18 protein-coding genes and 1 other annotated feature are annotated in these 18,080 nt (G+C 51.9%); of the genes, 4 read left to right on the top strand and 14 right to left on the bottom strand.

Annotation, left to right across the window (positions count from 1 at the left end; translation table 11 throughout):
• Positions 1–122 precede the first annotated feature (122 nt).
• The 6 genes from thrC to yjjY form a co-directional block, all read right to left on the bottom strand.
• Positions 123–1,409, bottom strand: a complete 1,287-nt coding sequence (gene thrC, locus ACJHWR_RS05965) for a threonine synthase (RefSeq protein WP_000781061.1) — start codon at positions 1,407–1,409, stop codon at positions 123–125.
• The gene (gene thrB, locus ACJHWR_RS05960) at positions 1,410–2,342 is read right to left on the bottom strand and encodes a homoserine kinase (protein ID WP_000241661.1); all 933 of its coding nucleotides are present in this window, start codon (positions 2,340–2,342) and stop codon (positions 1,410–1,412) included. It abuts the gene before it with no gap.
• A gap of 1 nt (position 2,343) precedes the next feature.
• Complete coding sequence (gene thrA, locus ACJHWR_RS05955) at positions 2,344–4,806, bottom strand: bifunctional aspartate kinase/homoserine dehydrogenase I (protein ID WP_001264706.1); 2,463 nt, start codon at positions 4,804–4,806, stop codon at positions 2,344–2,346.
• A gap of 26 nt (positions 4,807–4,832) precedes the next feature.
• Positions 4,833–4,952, bottom strand: a sequence feature (Thr leader region).
• A complete protein-coding gene (gene thrL / locus ACJHWR_RS05950) occupies positions 4,888–4,953 on the bottom strand; it encodes a thr operon leader peptide (RefSeq protein WP_001386572.1) in 66 nt (21 codons plus the stop codon). It overlaps the preceding feature by 65 nt.
• Before the next feature lie 213 nt (positions 4,954–5,166).
• Positions 5,167–5,853, bottom strand: a complete 687-nt coding sequence (locus ACJHWR_RS05945) for a tRNA/rRNA methyltransferase (protein ID WP_001223135.1) — start codon at positions 5,851–5,853, stop codon at positions 5,167–5,169.
• Between the two features lie 399 nt (positions 5,854–6,252).
• Positions 6,253–6,393, bottom strand: a complete 141-nt coding sequence (gene yjjY / locus ACJHWR_RS05940) for a protein YjjY (RefSeq protein ID WP_001303782.1) — start codon at positions 6,391–6,393, stop codon at positions 6,253–6,255.
• Between the two features lie 95 nt (positions 6,394–6,488).
• On the opposite strand from yjjY, the gene arcA reads away from it, so the two are divergent.
• Positions 6,489–7,205 carry a two-component system response regulator ArcA gene (arcA, locus tag ACJHWR_RS05935; RefSeq protein ID WP_001194358.1) on the top strand — a complete coding sequence of 239 codons (717 nt, stop codon included), beginning with the start codon at positions 6,489–6,491 and terminating at the stop codon, positions 7,203–7,205.
• Positions 7,206–7,263: 58 nt separating this feature from the next.
• Here arcA and creD read toward each other — a convergent pair whose 3' ends face one another.
• From creD to creA, 4 genes are read right to left on the bottom strand one after another with little or no spacing between them, the layout of a single operon-like run.
• Positions 7,264–8,616 (bottom strand): cell envelope integrity protein CreD, encoded by a 1,353-nt coding sequence (gene creD, locus ACJHWR_RS05930; protein ID WP_000920325.1) that lies wholly within the window; start codon positions 8,614–8,616, stop codon positions 7,264–7,266.
• 57 nt (positions 8,617–8,673) lie between these two features.
• Positions 8,674–10,098 carry a two-component system sensor histidine kinase CreC gene (gene creC, locus ACJHWR_RS05925; protein WP_001219590.1) on the bottom strand — a complete coding sequence of 475 codons (1,425 nt, stop codon included), beginning with the start codon at positions 10,096–10,098 and terminating at the stop codon, positions 8,674–8,676.
• Complete coding sequence (gene creB, locus ACJHWR_RS05920; protein ID WP_001250764.1) at positions 10,098–10,787, bottom strand: two-component system response regulator CreB; 690 nt, start codon at positions 10,785–10,787, stop codon at positions 10,098–10,100. The genes creC and creB overlap by 1 nt, the downstream gene beginning before the upstream one ends.
• A 12-nt stretch (positions 10,788–10,799) precedes the next feature.
• The gene (gene creA / locus ACJHWR_RS05915) at positions 10,800–11,273 is read right to left on the bottom strand and encodes a protein CreA (protein ID WP_000875487.1); all 474 of its coding nucleotides are present in this window, start codon (positions 11,271–11,273) and stop codon (positions 10,800–10,802) included.
• Between the two features lie 210 nt (positions 11,274–11,483).
• Between creA and robA the strand changes: the two genes are divergently transcribed.
• Positions 11,484–12,353, top strand: a complete 870-nt coding sequence (gene robA, locus ACJHWR_RS05910) for an MDR efflux pump AcrAB transcriptional activator RobA (protein ID WP_000371666.1) — start codon at positions 11,484–11,486, stop codon at positions 12,351–12,353.
• Here the strand turns inward: robA and gpmB are convergent.
• Positions 12,350–12,997 carry a 2,3-diphosphoglycerate-dependent phosphoglycerate mutase GpmB gene (gene gpmB, locus ACJHWR_RS05905; RefSeq protein ID WP_000942344.1) on the bottom strand — a complete coding sequence of 216 codons (648 nt, stop codon included), beginning with the start codon at positions 12,995–12,997 and terminating at the stop codon, positions 12,350–12,352. The two genes, robA and gpmB, sit on opposite strands and share 4 nt — an antisense overlap.
• A 51-nt stretch (positions 12,998–13,048) precedes the next feature.
• Here gpmB and yjjX point away from each other — a divergent pair, with 51 nt between their 5' ends.
• On the top strand, positions 13,049–13,564 hold the full coding sequence (gene yjjX, locus ACJHWR_RS05900; protein WP_001570904.1) for an inosine/xanthosine triphosphatase: 516 nt from the start codon (positions 13,049–13,051) through the stop codon (positions 13,562–13,564).
• Here the strand turns inward: yjjX and trpR are convergent.
• Positions 13,558–13,884, bottom strand: a complete 327-nt coding sequence (gene trpR, locus ACJHWR_RS05895) for a trp operon repressor (protein ID WP_000068676.1) — start codon at positions 13,882–13,884, stop codon at positions 13,558–13,560. The genes yjjX and trpR overlap by 7 nt on opposite strands.
• Before the next feature lie 89 nt (positions 13,885–13,973).
• Positions 13,974–15,911, bottom strand: a complete 1,938-nt coding sequence (gene sltY, locus ACJHWR_RS05890; RefSeq protein WP_000409429.1) for a murein transglycosylase — start codon at positions 15,909–15,911, stop codon at positions 13,974–13,976.
• Between the two features lie 210 nt (positions 15,912–16,121).
• Between sltY and ettA the strand changes: the two genes are divergently transcribed.
• Complete coding sequence (gene ettA / locus ACJHWR_RS05885; protein ID WP_000046754.1) at positions 16,122–17,789, top strand: energy-dependent translational throttle protein EttA; 1,668 nt, start codon at positions 16,122–16,124, stop codon at positions 17,787–17,789.
• 106 nt (positions 17,790–17,895) lie between these two features.
• Here the strand turns inward: ettA and nadS are convergent, their stop codons facing one another.
• On the bottom strand, positions 17,896–18,063 hold the full coding sequence (gene nadS, locus ACJHWR_RS05880) for a NadS family protein (protein ID WP_000007443.1): 168 nt from the start codon (positions 18,061–18,063) through the stop codon (positions 17,896–17,898).
• Positions 18,064–18,080 lie beyond the last annotated feature (17 nt).

Here is an 18,080-nt window from a genome sequence, read left to right as displayed (position 1 = left end):
CTAAGTTACCGCATTTATTGAGAATTTCTCCTTTTTCCCTGTCGTTTTTCTCCATATTTTCTTCATAAAAAAGCCGGGCTGCATAAAAGCAAACCCGGCCTGATTGAGATAATGAATAGATGTTACTGATGATTCATCATCAATTTACGCAACGCAGCAAAATCGGCGGGCAGGTTATGCGAAAGCAAGGGTAAATCAGCACGTTCTGCCAGCTCTTTTGGCAGATCCAATGTTTCACCGAGAATCGCTTCCACGCTCTCTTTAAATTTCGCCGGATGCGCGGTGCCGAGGAACAAGCCATATTCGCCTGGATGCAACTGGTCACGCAGCGCACGATAAGCTACGGCAGCGTGCGGCTCCGAGGTATAGCCCAGTTCTTTTAACTCACGCATTGTCTGTTGCGTGGTTTCATCATCCACGGCTGCATACCCCAGCTCTTTCAGTTGCCAGATTTTGCGGCGGAACAACTCTTCCACACGCGGCCAGTTGTTTGGCTGGCTAACATCCATCGCATTGGATAACGTCGCCTGAGTCGCTTTGGGTGACCACTGACCGTCGTGCAGGAAACGTGGCACGGTATCGTTCACGTTGGTCGCAGCAATAAAACGTTTCACCGGCAGACCGAGTGACTTCGCCAGCAGACCCGCCGTCAAATCGCCGAAGTTTCCGCTTGGCACCGAGACAACCAGCTGGTTGCGCGCTTCCTGCGGCAGCTGCGCAACAGCTTCAAAGTAGTAGCAAATCTGCGCCAGCAAACGGCTGATGTTAATGGAGTTAGCAGAGTTTAGCCCCAGCGCCACTTTCAGTTCTTCATCATCAAACGCCTGCTTCACCAGCGCCTGACAGGCATCGAAATCGCCGTCGATGGCAACAGTTTCGATATTGCCGCCCAATGTACAGAACAGTTTTTCTTGCAGTGGACTGATTTTGCCTCGTGGATAGAGGATAACCACTTTCACATTCGGTAAACCGTAGAAAGCATGAGCCACTGCCGCTCCAGTATCACCAGATGTCGCGGTCAGAATGGTCACTGGCTTATCGCCCGCAATATGGGTCAGCATTTGTGCCATAAAGCGACCGCCGAAATCTTTAAATGCCAGCGTTGGCCCGTGAAACAATTCCAGACAACCGACATCGCTTTCAACATTGGCGACCGGAGCCGGGAAGGCAAACGCCGCGCGTACGCGCTCTTCCAGGATTTCCTGCGGGATTTCATCACCAATAAACGCCGAGAGGATCTTCGCACTGCGGGTGACAAAATCCAGCTTCAGCATCTCATCAATTTCAGTCAGGCTGAATTCCGGCAGGTCGTGCGGGAAAAACAGCCCCTGATTTTTGCCCAACCCCTGGGTTACGGCTTGCGCAAAGCTGACCTGCTCATTGTGATCTTTCAGATTGTAGAGTTTCATTTAGTTTTCCAGTACTCGTGCGCCCGCCGTATCCAGCTGGCAAATATGAACAAAACCTTCCTGATTTTGCAGGTAGTTCTTACCCAACCAGTCGGCAACGCGCTGGGCGGTTTCCGGCTTGTCACACAGAGCGAACAAGGTCGGGCCGGAGCCGGAGATACCGCTCGCTACCGCGCCGATTTCCGCGACCGCCTGCCGCGCCTGCCGGAAGCCTGGCAGTAACCGTTCACGGTAGGGTTCAGCGATAACATCTTTCATCAGCTTCGCGGCAAGCTCAGGCTGACGGGAATAGCAGGCGTGAATGAAGCCTGCCAGATGTCGCCCGTGCGCAATGCAATCCTGGCGGCGATACTGCGCCGGTAAAATAGCCCGGGCTTCTGCCGTCGAGACTTTAATCCCCGGATACGCCAGCACCCACAGCCACTCATCAAACCCTGGCACTTGCTGACTGATGATGTCGTTTTCTTCGATCATCAACTGCATACCACCAAGAAAACACGGTGCCACGTTGTCGTAATGAATGCTGCCGGAGATACGGCCTTCCAGCTCGCCCATCAAAGCCAGCAAACGAGTGTCATTAAGCGGCTTGCCGCAGTGTTCATTCATCGCCATCAGCGCCGCGACCACCGAACAGGCACTGGAGCCTAAGCCCGAACCGATCGGCATATTCTTTTCCAGGGTCATCGCCACTGGAATTTGCTTACCCAGTTCCTGGCAAAAACGCTCCCAGCACTGATAAACGATATTTTCCCGTGGTTCTGACGGCAGCTTATCGGCAAAGCGTCCGAGGTTGTTGAGACTGAATGTCTCTGCCGCCTCAACCGTGACTACATCTCCGAGCAATGCACCATCAACAGGTGTCACCGCCGCCCCGAGCACATCAAACCCGACGCTCATATTGGCACTGGAAGCCGGGGCATAAACTTTAACCATGTCAGACTCCTAACTTCCATGAGAGGGTACGTAGCAGATCGGCAAAGACACCAGCAGCTGTAACGTCATTGCCCGCGCCATATCCGCGCAGAACCAACGGCAGCGGCTGATAATAGTGGCTATAGAAGGCCAGGGCGTTTTCGCCATTTTTCACTTTGAACAGCGGATCATTGCCATCCACTTCGGCAATCTTCACGCGGCAGATGCCATCTTCATCAATATTGCCAACATAGCGCAAAACTTTGCCCTCATCACGAGCCTTCGCCACGCGTGCGGCAAAGAGATCGTCGAGCTGTGACAGATTCGCCATAAAAGCGGCAACATCACCCTCTGCGTTAAACTCTGCGGGCAGCACAGGTTCAATTTCAATATCCGCCAGTTCCAGTTCACGTCCCGTTTCACGGGCGAGAATCAATAGCTTACGCGCCACATCCATACCAGAAAGATCATCTCGCGGGTCCGGTTCGGTATAACCCATTTCCCGCGCCAGCGTGGTCGCCTCGGAGAAACTCATGCCTTCGTCTAACTTGCCGAAGATATAAGAAAGCGAACCAGAAAGAATGCCGGAGAACTTCATCAATTCATCACCTGCATTGAGCAGATTTTGCAGGTTCTCAATAACCGGTAATCCAGCCCCAACGTTGGTGTCATAGAGGAATTTACGCCGCGATTTTTCCGCCGCATAACGCAACTGATGGTAGTAATCCATCGACGAGGTGTTGGCCTTTTTGTTCGGCGTGACAACGTGGAAACCTTCGCGCAGGAAGTCGGCATATTGATCCGCCACTGCCTGGCTGGAAGTGCAGTCAACAATGACCGGGTTCAGCAGATGATATTCTTTCACGAGGCGAATTAAGCGCCCGAGATTAAACGGCTCTTTGGCTTGCGCCAGTTCTTCCTGCCAGTTTTCCAGATTAAGGCCATGTACATTGGTGAGCAGTGCCTTCGAGTTGGCAACACCGCAGACACGTAAGTCGATATGTTTATTCTTCAACCAGCTTTGCTGACGCTTCAGTTGCTCCAGCAGCGCACCGCCAACGCCACCGACACCAATCACAAACACTTCGATAACCTGATCGGTGTTGAACAGCATCTGATGAGTAACGCGCACGCCAGTGGTCGCATCATCGTTATTGACCACGACAGAGATTGAGCGTTCAGAAGATCCCTGAGCAATGGCGACAATGTTGATATTGGCGCGGGCCAGCGCGGCAAAGAATTTCGCCGAGATCCCACGCAAGGTGCGCATACCATCACCTACCACCGAGATAATGGCCAGCCGTTCCGTCACCGCCAGCGGCTCCAGCAAGCCTTCCTTCAGTTCAAGATAGAACTCTTCCTGCATCGCCCGTTCAGCTCGCACACAGTCGCTTTGTGGAACGCAGAAACTGATACTGTATTCAGAAGACGATTGCGTAATCAGCACCACGGAAATACGGGCGCGTGACATCGCTGCAAAGACACGCGCCGCCATGCCAACCATCCCTTTCATCCCCGGGCCGGAAACGCTGAACATTGCCATGTTATTCAGATTGGAAATGCCCTTGACCGGTAATTCGTCTTCATCACGGCTGGCACCAATGAGCGTACCTGGTGCTTGAGGATTTCCGGTATTTTTAATCAGGCAAGGGATCTGGAACTGGGCGATAGGGGTAATTGTGCGGGGGTGAAGAACTTTAGCGCCGAAGTAGGAAAGCTCCATCGCTTCCTGGTAGGACATCGACTTCAACAACCTCGCATCGGGCACCTGACGCGGGTCGCAGGTATAGACCCCGTCAACGTCCGTCCAAATCTCGCAACAATCGGCGCGTAGACAGGCAGCCAGCACCGCAGCAGAGTAGTCGGAACCGTTGCGTCCAAGCACCACCAGTTCGCCTTTTTCATTACCGGCGGTGAAACCTGCCATCAGCACCATGTGATCAGCCGGAATACGACTTGCCGCAATACGGCGGGTGGACTCAGCAATATCGACGGTAGATTCGAGGTAATGCCCCACTGCCAGCAGTTTTTCGACCGGATCGATAACGGTAACGTTGTGACCGCGCGCTTCTAATACGCCGGCCATAATGGCGATCGACATTTTCTCGCCACGGCAAATCAGCGCAGCGTTGATGCTATCCGGGCACTGCCCCAACAAACTAATGCCATGCAGGACATGTTTTATTTGGGCAAATTCCTGATCGACGAAAGTTTTCAATTGCGCCAGCGGGAACCCCGGCTGGGCGGCGGCGAGTCCCGTCAAAAGTTCGGCAAAAATACGTTCGGCATCGCTGATATTGGGTAAAGCATCCTGGCCGCTAATGGTTTTTTCAATCATCGCCACCAGGTGGTTGGTGATTTTGGCGGGGGCAGAGAGGACGGTGGCCACCTGCCCCTGCCTGGCATTGCTTTCCAGAATATCGGCAACCCGCAGAAAACGTTCTGCATTTGCCACTGATGTACCGCCGAACTTCAACACTCGCATGGTTGTTACCTCGTTACCTTTGGTCGAAAAAAAAAGCCCGCACTGTCAGGTGCGGGCTTTTTTCTGTGTTTCCTGTACGCGTCAGCCCGCACCGTTACCTGTGGTAATGGTGATGGTGGTGGTAATGGTGGTGCTAATGCGTTTCATGGATGTTGTGTACTCTGTAATTTTTATCTGTCTGTGCGCTATGCCTATATTGGTTAAAGTATTTAGTGACCTAAGTCAATAAAATTTTAATTTACTCACGGCATGTAACCAGTTCAGAAGCTGCTATCAGACACTCTTTTTTTAATCCACACAGAGACATATTGCCCGTTGCAGTCAGAATGAAAAGCTGAAAAATACTTACAAAGGCGTTTTTTATTTGGTGATATTTTTTTCAATATCATGCAGCAAACGGTGCAACATTGCCGTGTCTCGTTGCTCTAAAAGCCCCAGGCGTTGTTGTAACCAGTCGACCAGTTTTATGTCATCTGCCACTGCCAGAGTCGTCAGCAATGTCATGGCTCGTTCGCGTAAAGCTTGCAGTTGATGTTGGTCTGCCGTTGCATCACTTTTCGCCGGTTGTTGTATTAATGTTGCTAATTGATAGCAATAGACCATCACCGCCTGCCCCAGATTGAGCGAAGGATAATCCGCCACCATCGGCACACCAGTAAGAACGTCAGCCAACGCTAACTCTTCGTTAGTCAACCCGGAATCTTCGCGACCAAACACCAGCGCGGCATGGCTCATCCATGAAGATTTTTCCTCTAACAGCGGCACCAGTTCAACTGGCGTGGCGTAGTAATGATATTTCGCCCGACTGCGCGCAGTGGTGGCGACAGTGAAATCGACATCGTGTAACGATTCAGCCAGTGTCGGGAAAACTTTAATATTATCAATAATATCACTAGATCCATGTGCGACCCAGCGGGTGGCTGGCTCCAGGTGTGCCTGACTATCGACAATCCGCAGATCGCTAAACCCCATCGTTTTCATTGCCCGCGCCGCTGCCCCAATATTTTCTGCTCTGGCGGGTGCGACCAGAATAATCGTTATACGCATATTGCCACTCTTCTTGATCAAATAACCGCGAACCGGGTGATCACTGTCAACTTATTACGCGGTGCGAATTTACAAATTCTTAACGTAAGTCGCAGAAAAAGCCCTTTACTTAGCTTAAAAAAGGCTAAACTATTTCCTGACTGTACTAACGGTTGAATTGTTAAAAAATGCTACATATCCTTCTGTTTACTTAGGATAATTTTATAAAAAATAAATCTCGACAATTGGATTCACCACGTTTATTAGTTGTATGATGCAACTAGTTGGATTATTAAAATAATGTGACGAAAGCTAGCATTTAGATACGATGATTTCATCAAACTGTTAACGTGCTACAATTGAACTTGATATATGTCAACGAAGCGTAGTTTTATTGGGTGTCCGGCCCCTCTTAGCCTGTTATGTTGCTGTTAAAATGGTTAGGATGACAGCCGTTTTTGACACTGTCGGGTCCTGAGGGAAAGTACCCACGACCAAGCTAATGATGTTGTTGACGTTGATGGAAAGTGCATCAAGAACGCAATTACGTACTTTAGTCATGTTACGCCGATCATGTTAATTTGCAGCATGCATCAGGCAGGTCAGGGACTTTTGTACTTCCTGTTTCGATTTAGTTGGCAATTTAGGTAGCAAACATGCAGACCCCGCACATTCTTATCGTTGAAGACGAGTTGGTAACACGCAACACGTTGAAAAGTATTTTCGAAGCGGAAGGCTATGATGTTTTCGAAGCGACAGATGGCGCGGAAATGCATCAGATCCTCTCTGAATATGACATCAACCTGGTGATCATGGATATCAATCTGCCGGGTAAGAACGGTCTTCTGTTAGCGCGTGAACTGCGCGAGCAGGCGAATGTTGCGTTGATGTTCCTGACTGGCCGTGACAACGAAGTCGATAAAATTCTCGGCCTCGAAATCGGTGCAGATGACTACATCACCAAACCGTTCAACCCGCGTGAACTGACGATTCGTGCACGCAACCTGCTGTCCCGTACCATGAATCTGGGTACTGTCAGCGAAGAACGTCGTAGCGTTGAAAGCTACAAGTTCAATGGTTGGGAACTGGACATCAACAGCCGTTCGTTGATCGGCCCTGATGGCGAGCAGTACAAGCTGCCGCGCAGTGAGTTCCGCGCCATGCTTCACTTCTGTGAAAACCCAGGCAAAATTCAGTCCCGTGCTGAACTGCTGAAGAAAATGACCGGCCGTGAGCTGAAACCGCACGACCGTACTGTAGACGTGACGATCCGCCGTATTCGTAAACATTTCGAATCTACGCCGGATACGCCGGAAATCATCGCCACCATTCACGGTGAAGGTTATCGCTTCTGCGGTGATCTGGAAGATTAATCGGCTTTACCACCGTCAAAAAAACGGCGCTTTTTAGCGCCGTTTTTATTTTTCAACCTTATTTCCAGATACGTAATTCATCGTCCGTTGTAACTTCTTTACTGGCTTTCATTTTCGGCAGTGAAAACGCATACCAGTCGATATTACGGGTCACAAACATCATGCCGGCCAGCGCCACCACCAGCACACTGGTTCCCAACAACAGCGCGCTATCGGCAGAGTTGAGCAGTCCCCACATCACACCATCCAGCAACAACAGCGCGAGGGTAAACAACATGCTGTTGCGCCAACCTTTCAATACCGCCTGCAAATAAATACCGTTCATTAACGCCCCAATCAGACTGGCGATTATCCATGCCACGGTAAAACCGGTATGTTCAGAAAGCGCCAGCAAGAGCAAATAAAACATCACCAATGAAAGCCCCACCAGCAAATATTGCATTGGGTGTAAGCGTTGCGCGGTGAGCGTTTCAAAAACAAAGAACGCCATAAAAGTCAGCGCAATCAGCAGAATGGCATACTTAGTCGCCCGGTCAGTTAATTGGTATTGATCGGCTGGCGTCGTCACTGCGACGCTAAACGCCGGGAAGTTTTCCCAGCCGGTATCATTGCCTGAAGCAAAACGCTCACCGAGATTATTAGCAAACCAGCTGCTTTGCCATTGCGCCTGAAAACCTGACTCACTAACTTCCCGTTTGGCTGGTAGAAAATCACCTAAAAAACTGGGATGCGGCCAGTTGCTGGTTAAGGTCATTTCGCTATTACGCCCGGCAGGCACCACAGAAAGATCGCCGGTACCGCTTAAATTCAGTGCCATATTCAGCTTCAGGTTCTGCTTCCGCCAGTCCCCTTCGGGTAAAGGGATATGCACGCCCTGCCCGCCTTGCTCTAACCCGGTGCCGGGTTCAATGGTCAGCGCCGTTCCGTTAACTTCAGGCGCTTTCACCACACCAATACCACGCGCATCCCCGACGCTAATCACAATAAATGGCTTGCCAAAGGTGATATTTGGCGCGTCGAGTTCGCTAAGACGCGAAACATCGAAATCGGCTTTTAGCGTTAAATCACTGTGCCAGACCTGACCGGTATAAATCCCTATCTTGCGTTCTTCCACGTTCTGATTGCCATCAACCATCAATGACTCAGGTAACCAAAAATGGATAAAACTTCGTTTCCGCTCCACGGTTTTATCCTCTTCCTGCACCGTATAAAGCTCGGTCACAGGAATAGCGATGAGCGGCCCAACGAGTTTTTGCGGCCCGCTGGTACTTTGGCGAATCGCATCTTCCACATCGCTACGGTAATCGGCACGTTCGACAATCACCTGCCGAATCAGCATTATCGGAATCAACAACAGCAATACGGCACCAAACAGGGTGGTCATTTTCCAGAACAGGGGGGATTTCAACATAGTCTTCTCCTTTGCAATGGCAGCAGGATACGAAGGCTATGTGGGAAGAATTTGAAGCTATGTGAAGTGACGGTGAAGTCGAAGCGAGGCCAGCACGCCACCTTCCTGCACGTTGTGCAGCGTGACTTCGCCGTTAAACAAACGGGCGACCTCACTGACGAACGCCAACCCCAGACCGCTGCTTTTTTGCCCATTTGCACGCGGCAAAGAGTAAAAGCGTTCAAAAATACGTGAAAGCGCGTAGTCAGGAATACCACTACCGGTATCCAGCACCTTAAGCGTGACGTGTTCCTGCTCCACTTCGGCGCTTAGCGTTATACGACCGCTCTCGGGGGTAAAATCGATGGCGTTATCCAGTAAATTCCCCAGCGCCTGCTCCAGTAACGTCGGTTCAGCAGCAACGTTAACCTCGGTGGGCATAACATGCAGAGTGATTTTTTTTTCTGCCAACTGCACGGTGCGCGCTTCGCTGACGCGGCGGAATAATGCCGCCACATCAACAACAGTCAGAACGACTTCCTGACGATTCTCCAGTCTTGCCTGGCGTAGTAACGTTTCCACCAGTGCCTGCATACGCGCATTTTGCGTCAGAATGTTGTCAGTAAAACGAGCCACCACTTCCGGCGGCGGACCTTCGCGTAAAATTTCCGCCGCGCCACGAATCGCCGCCAGTGGGCTTTTTAGCTCATGGGTTAACGCATAAACATACTGCTCAATATAGTTTTTCCCTTCCAGCTTCACGCGCATACTTTCCAGCGCCTGCGCGAGTTTACGCAACTCGCTACTACCGAGATCGGGGAGAGGAACGGGCTTATTGTCAGTGACGGAATCAGCATAGCGAGTGAGCCGGGCAATAGAGCGGTTGATCCACCAAACCATGCCTGCGCCAATCACCAGTGCAATCCCCAACAAAATGGCGCTGGCCCATAAAATTCGCCGCTCGCTACGCTTAATGACCGGAGCCATCGCCGCGTTCGGTTTGCCTACGCTCAAAACGCCAATAAGCCGCGAGCCGTCCATAATCGGTGCGGCAACATACATCACAGAACTTTCGGGATCGGCAGGATTTTGCAACGTGCTGCGCGCACCATACTGACCACGCAACGTTAGCCAGACGTCATTCCAGCGCGAATAATCCTGTCCAACGGCTTTATTTGCCGAATCGAACAATACTTTGCCCTGCGCATCGGTCATATAGACATGATATTCATTGCGCACTTTGTTAATGCCACCGATATTGGCGCGAAACGGGCGATGTTGTAGCTGATTAAACGCCTGCGCCAGTTGCCCATGCGTTGGGTCCCCAGAGAGCAAATCGGGACGCGCCAGCTCCGCCAGCAACGTTGCGGTGTCGATCAACGTCCCCTCCGTTGCTCTTCGCACGCCCGGTTTAACTTCTTTGACAAAAATGGCCAGTACGAACCAGGCTGCCACCGCCACCAGTAAAAAATAGCCCAGCAACAACCGCATGCCGATACGCATTACAGGCCCCTCAGGCTATATCCCATGCCGCGATGAGTATTAATCGGTGAAAGATCGGGGTTGATGGCGCGCAGCTTGGCACGCAGCGTTTTAATGTGGGTATCGACGGTGCGATCGTAGGTGTCCTGCGCATCTTCCCACACGCTATCCATCAGTTGCTGGCGGGACCAGACGCGGCCTGGCGACTTGAGTAACGTCTTCAGCAATAAAAACTCATACCGCGTCAGCGTTAATGGCGTGTCAAACCAGCTGATCTGCGCCGCGGGTTCATTCAATTCAAAATGACCAATACGGATGACGGGAGACGGCGTCGAGAACTTCTTCACCCGACGCAGTAAGGTGCGCACCCTGGCGCACACTTCGCGGGGTGAAAACGGTTTAGCCACATAGTCGTCAGCGCCAATTTCCAGCCCAAGCAGGCGATCGACCTCTTCACTTCGGGCCGTCAGGAACAGTACAGGTAACGCCGGATGGAGCGCCAGTAACTGGCGGCACAATTCAAAGCCGCTGATATCCGGCAGACCAACATCGAGAATCATGACGTCGGGTACCTGCTGGCGAGCTTTATCCAGCACCGGCAAGCCTCGCTCAAAGACCTCGACAGCAAAACCTTCCTGCTGCAACATGTAGACCAGCGTGTCGGCTATCCCTTGCTCATCTTCCACTAACCAGACCGTTTCCCGTCGCATAAATCGCCTCTGTTATTGCCGCCACGGCATGACAGGAACCGCGCTAATCGCGTTTTTCGGCGAACCTTCTACAACTTTGTCGGAGTAAGCCAGATAAGCGAGCGCGTTGCGTTTAGCGTCATAAAAGCGCACGACCTGTAACGACTTAAAGACCAGGGACGTACGTTTTTTGAATACTACCTCGCCCTGAGCTTTGCCGTTTTTAATACGATCCGACAGTTCAATCGGCCCGACTTGCTGACAAGAAATGGCCGCATCGGAGGTATCTTCCGCCAGACCCAATCCCCCTTTAATACCACCGGTTTTCGCCCGGCTCACATAACAGGTGACATTTTTCACATCGGGATCATCAAAGGCTTCCACAACAATTTTGTGATCCGGGCCGATCATTTTAAATACGGTGTCGACCGAACCAATCTCTTCTGCATGAGCCAATGGCCCCAGCATTATCAGGCTTAAAGACAGGATCAAATGCTTGTATTTCATATTGTTACCATTTTTATCTATTACACGAGCAATTAGTTCGTCACGGTAAATAACATATTGATTAAGAACAAAATCTCAATACTTTTATTTCCGTCAAGTCCTAAAACATACTCTACTAAGAAAAAAACACTGAATGCTAAAACAGCAAAAAATGCTATTATCCAATTACCTGATGTCAGGTGCTCGTTGTTGAAAGGATGAGGATATTTTATGGATCAGGCCGGCATTATTCGCGACCTTTTAATCTGGCTGGAAGGTCATCTGGATCAGCCCCTGTCGCTCGACAATGTAGCGGCGAAAGCAGGTTATTCCAAGTGGCACTTACAGAGAATGTTTAAAGATGTCACTGGCCATGCTATTGGCGCGTATATTCGTGCTCGTCGTTTGTCGAAATCGGCGGTCGCACTACGCCTGACTGCGCGTCCGATTCTGGACATCGCGCTGCAATACCGCTTCGACTCTCAACAGACATTTACCCGCGCATTCAAGAAGCAGTTTGCCCAGACTCCTGCACTTTACCGCCGTTCTCCTGAATGGAGCGCCTTTGGTATTCGCCCGCCGCTACGTCTGGGTGAATTCACTATGCCAGAGCACAAATTTGTCACCCTGGAAGATACGCCGCTGATTGGTGTAACCCAAAGCTACTCCTGTTCGCTGGAGCAAATCTCTGATTTCCGCCATGAAATGCGTTATCAGTTCTGGCACGATTTTCTCGGCAACGCGCCGACCATTCCACCTGTGCTCTACGGCCTGAATGAAACGCGTCCGAGCCAGGATAAAGACGACGAGCAAGAAGTGTTCTATACCACCGCATTAGCCCAGGATCAGGCAGATGGCTATGTATTGACCGGGCATCCTGTGATGCTGCAAGGCGGTGAATATGTGATGTTTACCTATGAAGGTCTGGGAACCGGCGTGCAGGAGTTTATCCTGACGGTATACGGAACGTGCATGCCAATGCTCAACCTGACGCGCCGTAAAGGTCAGGATATTGAGCGATACTACCCGGCAGAAGATGCCAAAGCGGGAGATCGCCCAATTAATCTGCGCTGTGAACTGCTGATTCCGATCCGTCGTTAACGCTGCAGCTCATCTAATGCAGGGGCGTCCAGATGCGAGATGTCCCCTGCGGTTTCAACGACCCAGCCAGACGCCAGCCACAGGCTTTCCTGATAATCCACGCGCGAAATAGAACAGTTACGCAGACGTAAGCGACGCTCTGCCCATGCTGGTAATCCGAGAATCGTACTCACCAGGCATCCCAGTGCAATACCGTGGCTCACCAGCAGCGGTCGGCTTCCCTGCGGTAAGTCCCGGCAAGATTCCAGTGCCGCATTGACGCGATCGCTGAGCTCCTGCATTGACTCTCCTTCAGGAATACGCCCGTCAACGGTGCCATTGACCAGCTGCCGACGCCAGTTCTCTTCTTCTTCGGTCAGAGAATCGATATGTCTTTTTTCCAGCACCCCCATGTTTAATTCACGCAGGCGAGAATCAAAGATGATGTCACAGCCGCAGGCCTGGGCGATGATTTCCGCCGTACGCCGGGTGCGTCCTAAATCGCTACTGATGATATGCGTAATGCCAAGCTCTTTGGCACGGGTTGCCACCTGCATCGCCTGTTGCTCACCTTTGGCGGTCAGCGGGCTGTCAGACTGGCCCTGAATACGTCGCTCGGCGTTCCACTGCGTTTCACCGTGGCGGACTAGGTATACCTGTAACATGCTTTTTTTCCGTATACTGCTGTAACGTTAATTTTCTGAGTAATGCTGATTATGCACCAAGTTGTCTGTGCGACCACCAATCCCGCTAAAATTCAGGCCATTCTGCAGGCATTTCACGAGATCTTCGGCGAAGGATCCTGCCATATTGCATCCGTTGCCGTCGAGAGCGGTGTACCGGAACAACCCTTTGGCAGTGAGGAAACGCGCGCTGGCGCACGAAATCGGGTAGCAAATGCTCGCCGTTTACTTCCAGAGGCTGATTTTTGGGTGGCGATTGAAGCTGGCATCGATGGTGACAGCACTTTCAGTTGGGTGGTGATTGAAAACGCCAGCCAGCGCGGCGAGGCGCGTTCGGCTACTTTGCCGTTGCCTGCGGTGATTCTGGAAAAAGTGCGTGAAGGTGAGGCACTTGGTCCCGTGATGTCGCGTTATACCGGTATTGATGAGATTGGTCGTAAGGAAGGGGCGATCGGCGTGTTTACCGCCGGGAAACTCACTCGCGCCAGCGTCTATCACCAGGCGGTGATCCTGGCGCTGAGTCCGTTTCATAATGCGGTGTATCAGTGATCTTTCAGCAACACGTCTTCCAGCCACTGTCGCAGCTCGACGGGCGCGGCTTTCAGGCTGTTAGATCCACGCGTAATCGTCGCGATGCCCGCGCCGAGTTCATTTTTTAACTCACGCTGGCTCATTTCGCCGCGCAACAACTCTTCGACAATACGCACGCGAGTCCCCAACGCTTCGCGCTCATCTGGCGTCAGCATCAGGTTTAACAACGGTAAATGGAGATCGTTTTGGTAGGCATTCTTAAGCAGGTCGACAAAACGTAACCACTCCTGGTGACGCTGTTCTGCCATCGCTGCTGAATAGGGTGATTGTTGGGCCATAGTATGTCGCCATTGTTAGCGGGAGAAGCAAAATGCCTCCCCCGGTTGTACTCGCTAAAGAGTACGATAGCATATCATAAACGTGTGGATCAGTAACGACGTCCCCATTCCGTGGCGCTCATCAACGTCGGTTTATCCCCCATGAAATAGCGGTAGTAAGCGTCATAAGCCAGCACGTTTTTCACATAACCGCGCGTCTCGGAGAATGGAATACTCTCGACAAATGCCACTGCGTCGATACGCCCTGCGCTGTTGCCAAGCCAGGTTCGCACCCGCCCTGGTCCGGCGTTATAAGCTGCTGAGGAGAAAATACGGTTATTGCCAAACTGCTGATAAACATATTGCAGGTAACTGGTGCCAATGTTGATGTTTGTTTCCGGATCCAGCAATTGCCCAGGGCTGCTATAACCGGGAATAGAGAACATCTTCACCGTATGGGTCGCTGTACCCGGCATAATCTGCATCAGGCCGCTGGCTCCTACCGGCGATTTCACTTTCGGATTCCAGGCACTCTCCTGACGGGCAATCGCCATCGCATAGCTTTGCGGGATCTCCTTCCCACTGGTGTAACGTTTGAAAAGATCGTTGTAAGCCAGCGGGAATCTCTCTTCCAGATGATCCCACAGCTTCCCGGCGATCGTTGCCTGAACGCTGAGATCCCACCATTGGTTATTGAAAGCATACCGCGCCAGTTGCGCCTGCTCTGTTTTTGACTTGCTCTTCACCAGATTGGCCCACTCGCTACGCGCGGTGTTATCGAGATTCCAGTACATCAACTCGCGCACGCGCGCCATCTCCGGCCCCTGAGTCAGGGCGCTGTCAACATTCTGCGGCGCTTTATCAATCTTCAGCTCATACTCTTCGCCGATGCGTTGTGCAGCAACCATCGGGTAGAAACCACGCTGTTGCATGAGTTGATGCAAAATCTCTTTTGCTTCAGCTTCACGTCCGCGTTCAAGCAGTAAATCCGCCTGCCAGTAACGCCATTCATCTTTCTCTTTCGCCTCCATCGGCAGACGCGCCAGCCAGGTATTCAGGCCGCGACGATCGCCGGTGCCAAGCGCCATTCGCACACGGCGTTCAATAAGCGAAGTAGATTGCGAACGCATAATGGCGTCATCACGCCATTTCGCCTGTTCGTCGGTGACATCGTTGCCCATCAAACGCCAGGCGACGATATCGCGCAGTTCCTGAATCTGATCTTCATTAAGCTGCTGTGCCTGAGCAAGCGATGGAATCATCAGCCGTGCATTTTCAGCATCCTGCCGCGCCACGCTGGCAAACGCCACCGCCGCCATTTGACGGGTAAAATCGGTCGCGCCGGTTGTACGCGCGAAGGTCAGTACCGTATTAGGGTTGTTCGCCAGTGAAATGATTGCCGAAGCGATAGTCTGGTAATCGGCAGGCATCTGCCCTGCCAGCACTGTTACCAGGCCGGTGTTACCCGCTTTCATCGCCAGACGGATACGCTCTAAATACGCCAGCGGATCTTGTTTACCTGACGCACGCCAGACGCTAAATAACTTGTCACAGGCGTTAGGCTGGCTCTTGCCGGTTAGCCACAGCTCTTTCGCCCCTTGCCAGGCTTCTTCACTCTGCCCGGTGTTCCATTTCGCATAGTAGTAATTACATTGCGCTTCGGTAGTTCCGGGTTTTTCCGGGCTAAAGGCTAACAAGCCACGCCAGTCTTCACGCCGCGCCAGTTCATTGACGAAACGAGATTGCAGCGTGCGAGCGGGAGGAAGCGTGGGGTTAGCGCGAACAAAGTTAGTGACCGTCACCGCCGGTTGATTCATCAGGTCATCGGTGATCTGGCGGTATTCCAGATAGGGATAAAGTGGATAATCCTTCAATCCAGGCATCATTTGTTCGACCACATCCATTTGTCGATTATCCCAGGCCTGCTTAATTTGCGCGTAACGGCTACGCTGCTCATCCAGTGAGTCGGCTCGCGCCACGCTGCTGACCGTCAGCAGACAGACACCGACAGCCAACAGCCGCCAGGTAACGTGTTTGGCTTTTTCCACAAGCGCATCCTCTAAGTGTCAATACATCAATGCAGCGTCATGCCGCGTAATAGATTTATGCTAACCAGTCATTGCCGTTTACGCCACGTTACGGACACTTTTTTACTTTTACTGCGAGGGTGATCGACCGGCTGGGATTAGATAAGGAAAAAGGCTACACTTCGCCTTTGAAAACTCATCATCACGATAAACATAGAGGCGAAGTCCAACGTGGCTCAATTCGTTTATACCATGCATCGTGTCGGCAAAGTTGTTCCGCCGAAACGTCATATTTTGAAAAACATCTCTCTGAGTTTCTTCCCTGGGGCAAAAATTGGTGTCCTGGGTCTGAACGGCGCGGGTAAGTCTACCCTGCTGCGCATTATGGCGGGCATTGATAAAGATATCGAAGGTGAAGCGCGTCCGCAGCCAGACATCAAGATTGGTTACCTGCCGCAGGAACCTCAGCTGAACCCGGAACACACCGTGCGTGAGTCCATTGAAGAAGCGGTTTCTGAAGTGGTTAACGCTCTGAAACGTCTGGATGAAGTGTATGCGCTGTACGCCGATCCGGATGCCGATTTTGACAAGCTGGCCGCTGAACAAGGCCGTCTGGAAGAGATCATTCAGGCTCATGACGGTCATAACCTGAACGTTCAGCTGGAGCGTGCGGCTGATGCGCTGCGTCTGCCGGACTGGGACGCGAAAATCGCTAACCTTTCCGGTGGTGAGCGTCGTCGCGTGGCGTTGTGCCGCCTGCTGTTGGAAAAACCAGACATGCTGCTGCTCGACGAACCGACCAACCACCTGGATGCCGAATCCGTGGCCTGGCTGGAACGCTTCCTGCACGACTTCGAGGGTACCGTGGTGGCGATTACCCACGACCGTTACTTCCTCGATAACGTTGCAGGCTGGATCCTCGAACTTGACCGCGGTGAAGGTATTCCGTGGGAAGGCAACTACTCCTCCTGGCTGGAGCAGAAAGATCAGCGCCTGGCGCAGGAAGCTTCACAAGAAGCGGCGCGTCGTAAGTCGATTGAGAAAGAGCTGGAGTGGGTACGTCAGGGAACTAAAGGCCGCCAGTCGAAAGGTAAAGCCCGTCTGGCGCGCTTTGAAGAGCTGAACAGCACCGAATATCAGAAACGTAACGAAACCAACGAACTGTTTATTCCACCTGGACCACGTCTGGGCGACAAAGTGCTGGAAGTCAGCAATCTGCGTAAATCCTATGGCGATCGTCTGCTGATTGACTCCCTGAGTTTCTCGATCCCGAAAGGGGCGATCGTCGGGATCATCGGTCCGAACGGTGCGGGTAAATCGACCCTGTTCCGTATGATCTCCGGTCAGGAACAGCCGGACAGCGGCACCATCACTTTGGGTGAAACGGTGAAACTGGCATCGGTTGATCAGTTCCGTGACTCAATGGATAACAGCAAAACCGTTTGGGAAGAAGTTTCCGGCGGGCTGGATATCATGAAGATCGGCAACACCGAGATGCCAAGCCGCGCCTACGTTGGCCGCTTTAACTTTAAAGGGGTTGATCAGGGTAAACGCGTTGGCGAACTTTCCGGTGGTGAGCGTGGTCGTCTGCATCTGGCGAAGCTGCTGCAGGTTGGCGGCAACATGCTGCTGCTCGACGAACCGACCAACGACCTGGATATCGAAACCCTGCGCGCGCTGGAAAACGCCCTGCTGGAGTTCCCGGGCTGCGCGATGGTTATCTCGCACGACCGTTGGTTCCTCGACCGTATCGCCACACACATTCTGGATTACCAGGATGAAGGTAAAGTTGAGTTCTTTGAAGGTAACTTTACCGAGTACGAAGAGTACAAGAAACGCACGCTGGGCGCAGACGCGCTGGAGCCGAAGCGTATCAAGTACAAGCGTATTGCGAAGTAATGCGTAAAATGCCGGGTGCGGCGTGAACGCCTTATCCGGCCTACAAACCAAGAAATTTCAATACGTTGTGAATCTCCAGGCCTGATAAGACGCGGTAAGCGTCGCATCAGGCATTGAGCACCGAATGCGGGATGCGGCGTGAACACCTTTTCCGGTCTACAACAGCCTTAGCATCCTCAATTTCGTGGCGGGTCACCCGTGCAGGTTTTTTCAAACCTTGTTTAATCTCGACAGCCTCTTCCAGAGAGGTTTTCAACTCATCAAAAAAACTCATTTTATACCTCGCCTTTG

The organism is Escherichia sp. WS568 (assembly GCF_046486085.1).
Classification (GTDB): domain Bacteria; phylum Pseudomonadota; class Gammaproteobacteria; order Enterobacterales; family Enterobacteriaceae; genus Escherichia; species Escherichia coli.
Note: the sequence above shows the minus strand (reverse complement) of the source record. Positions and strands in the feature narration are given on the sequence as shown.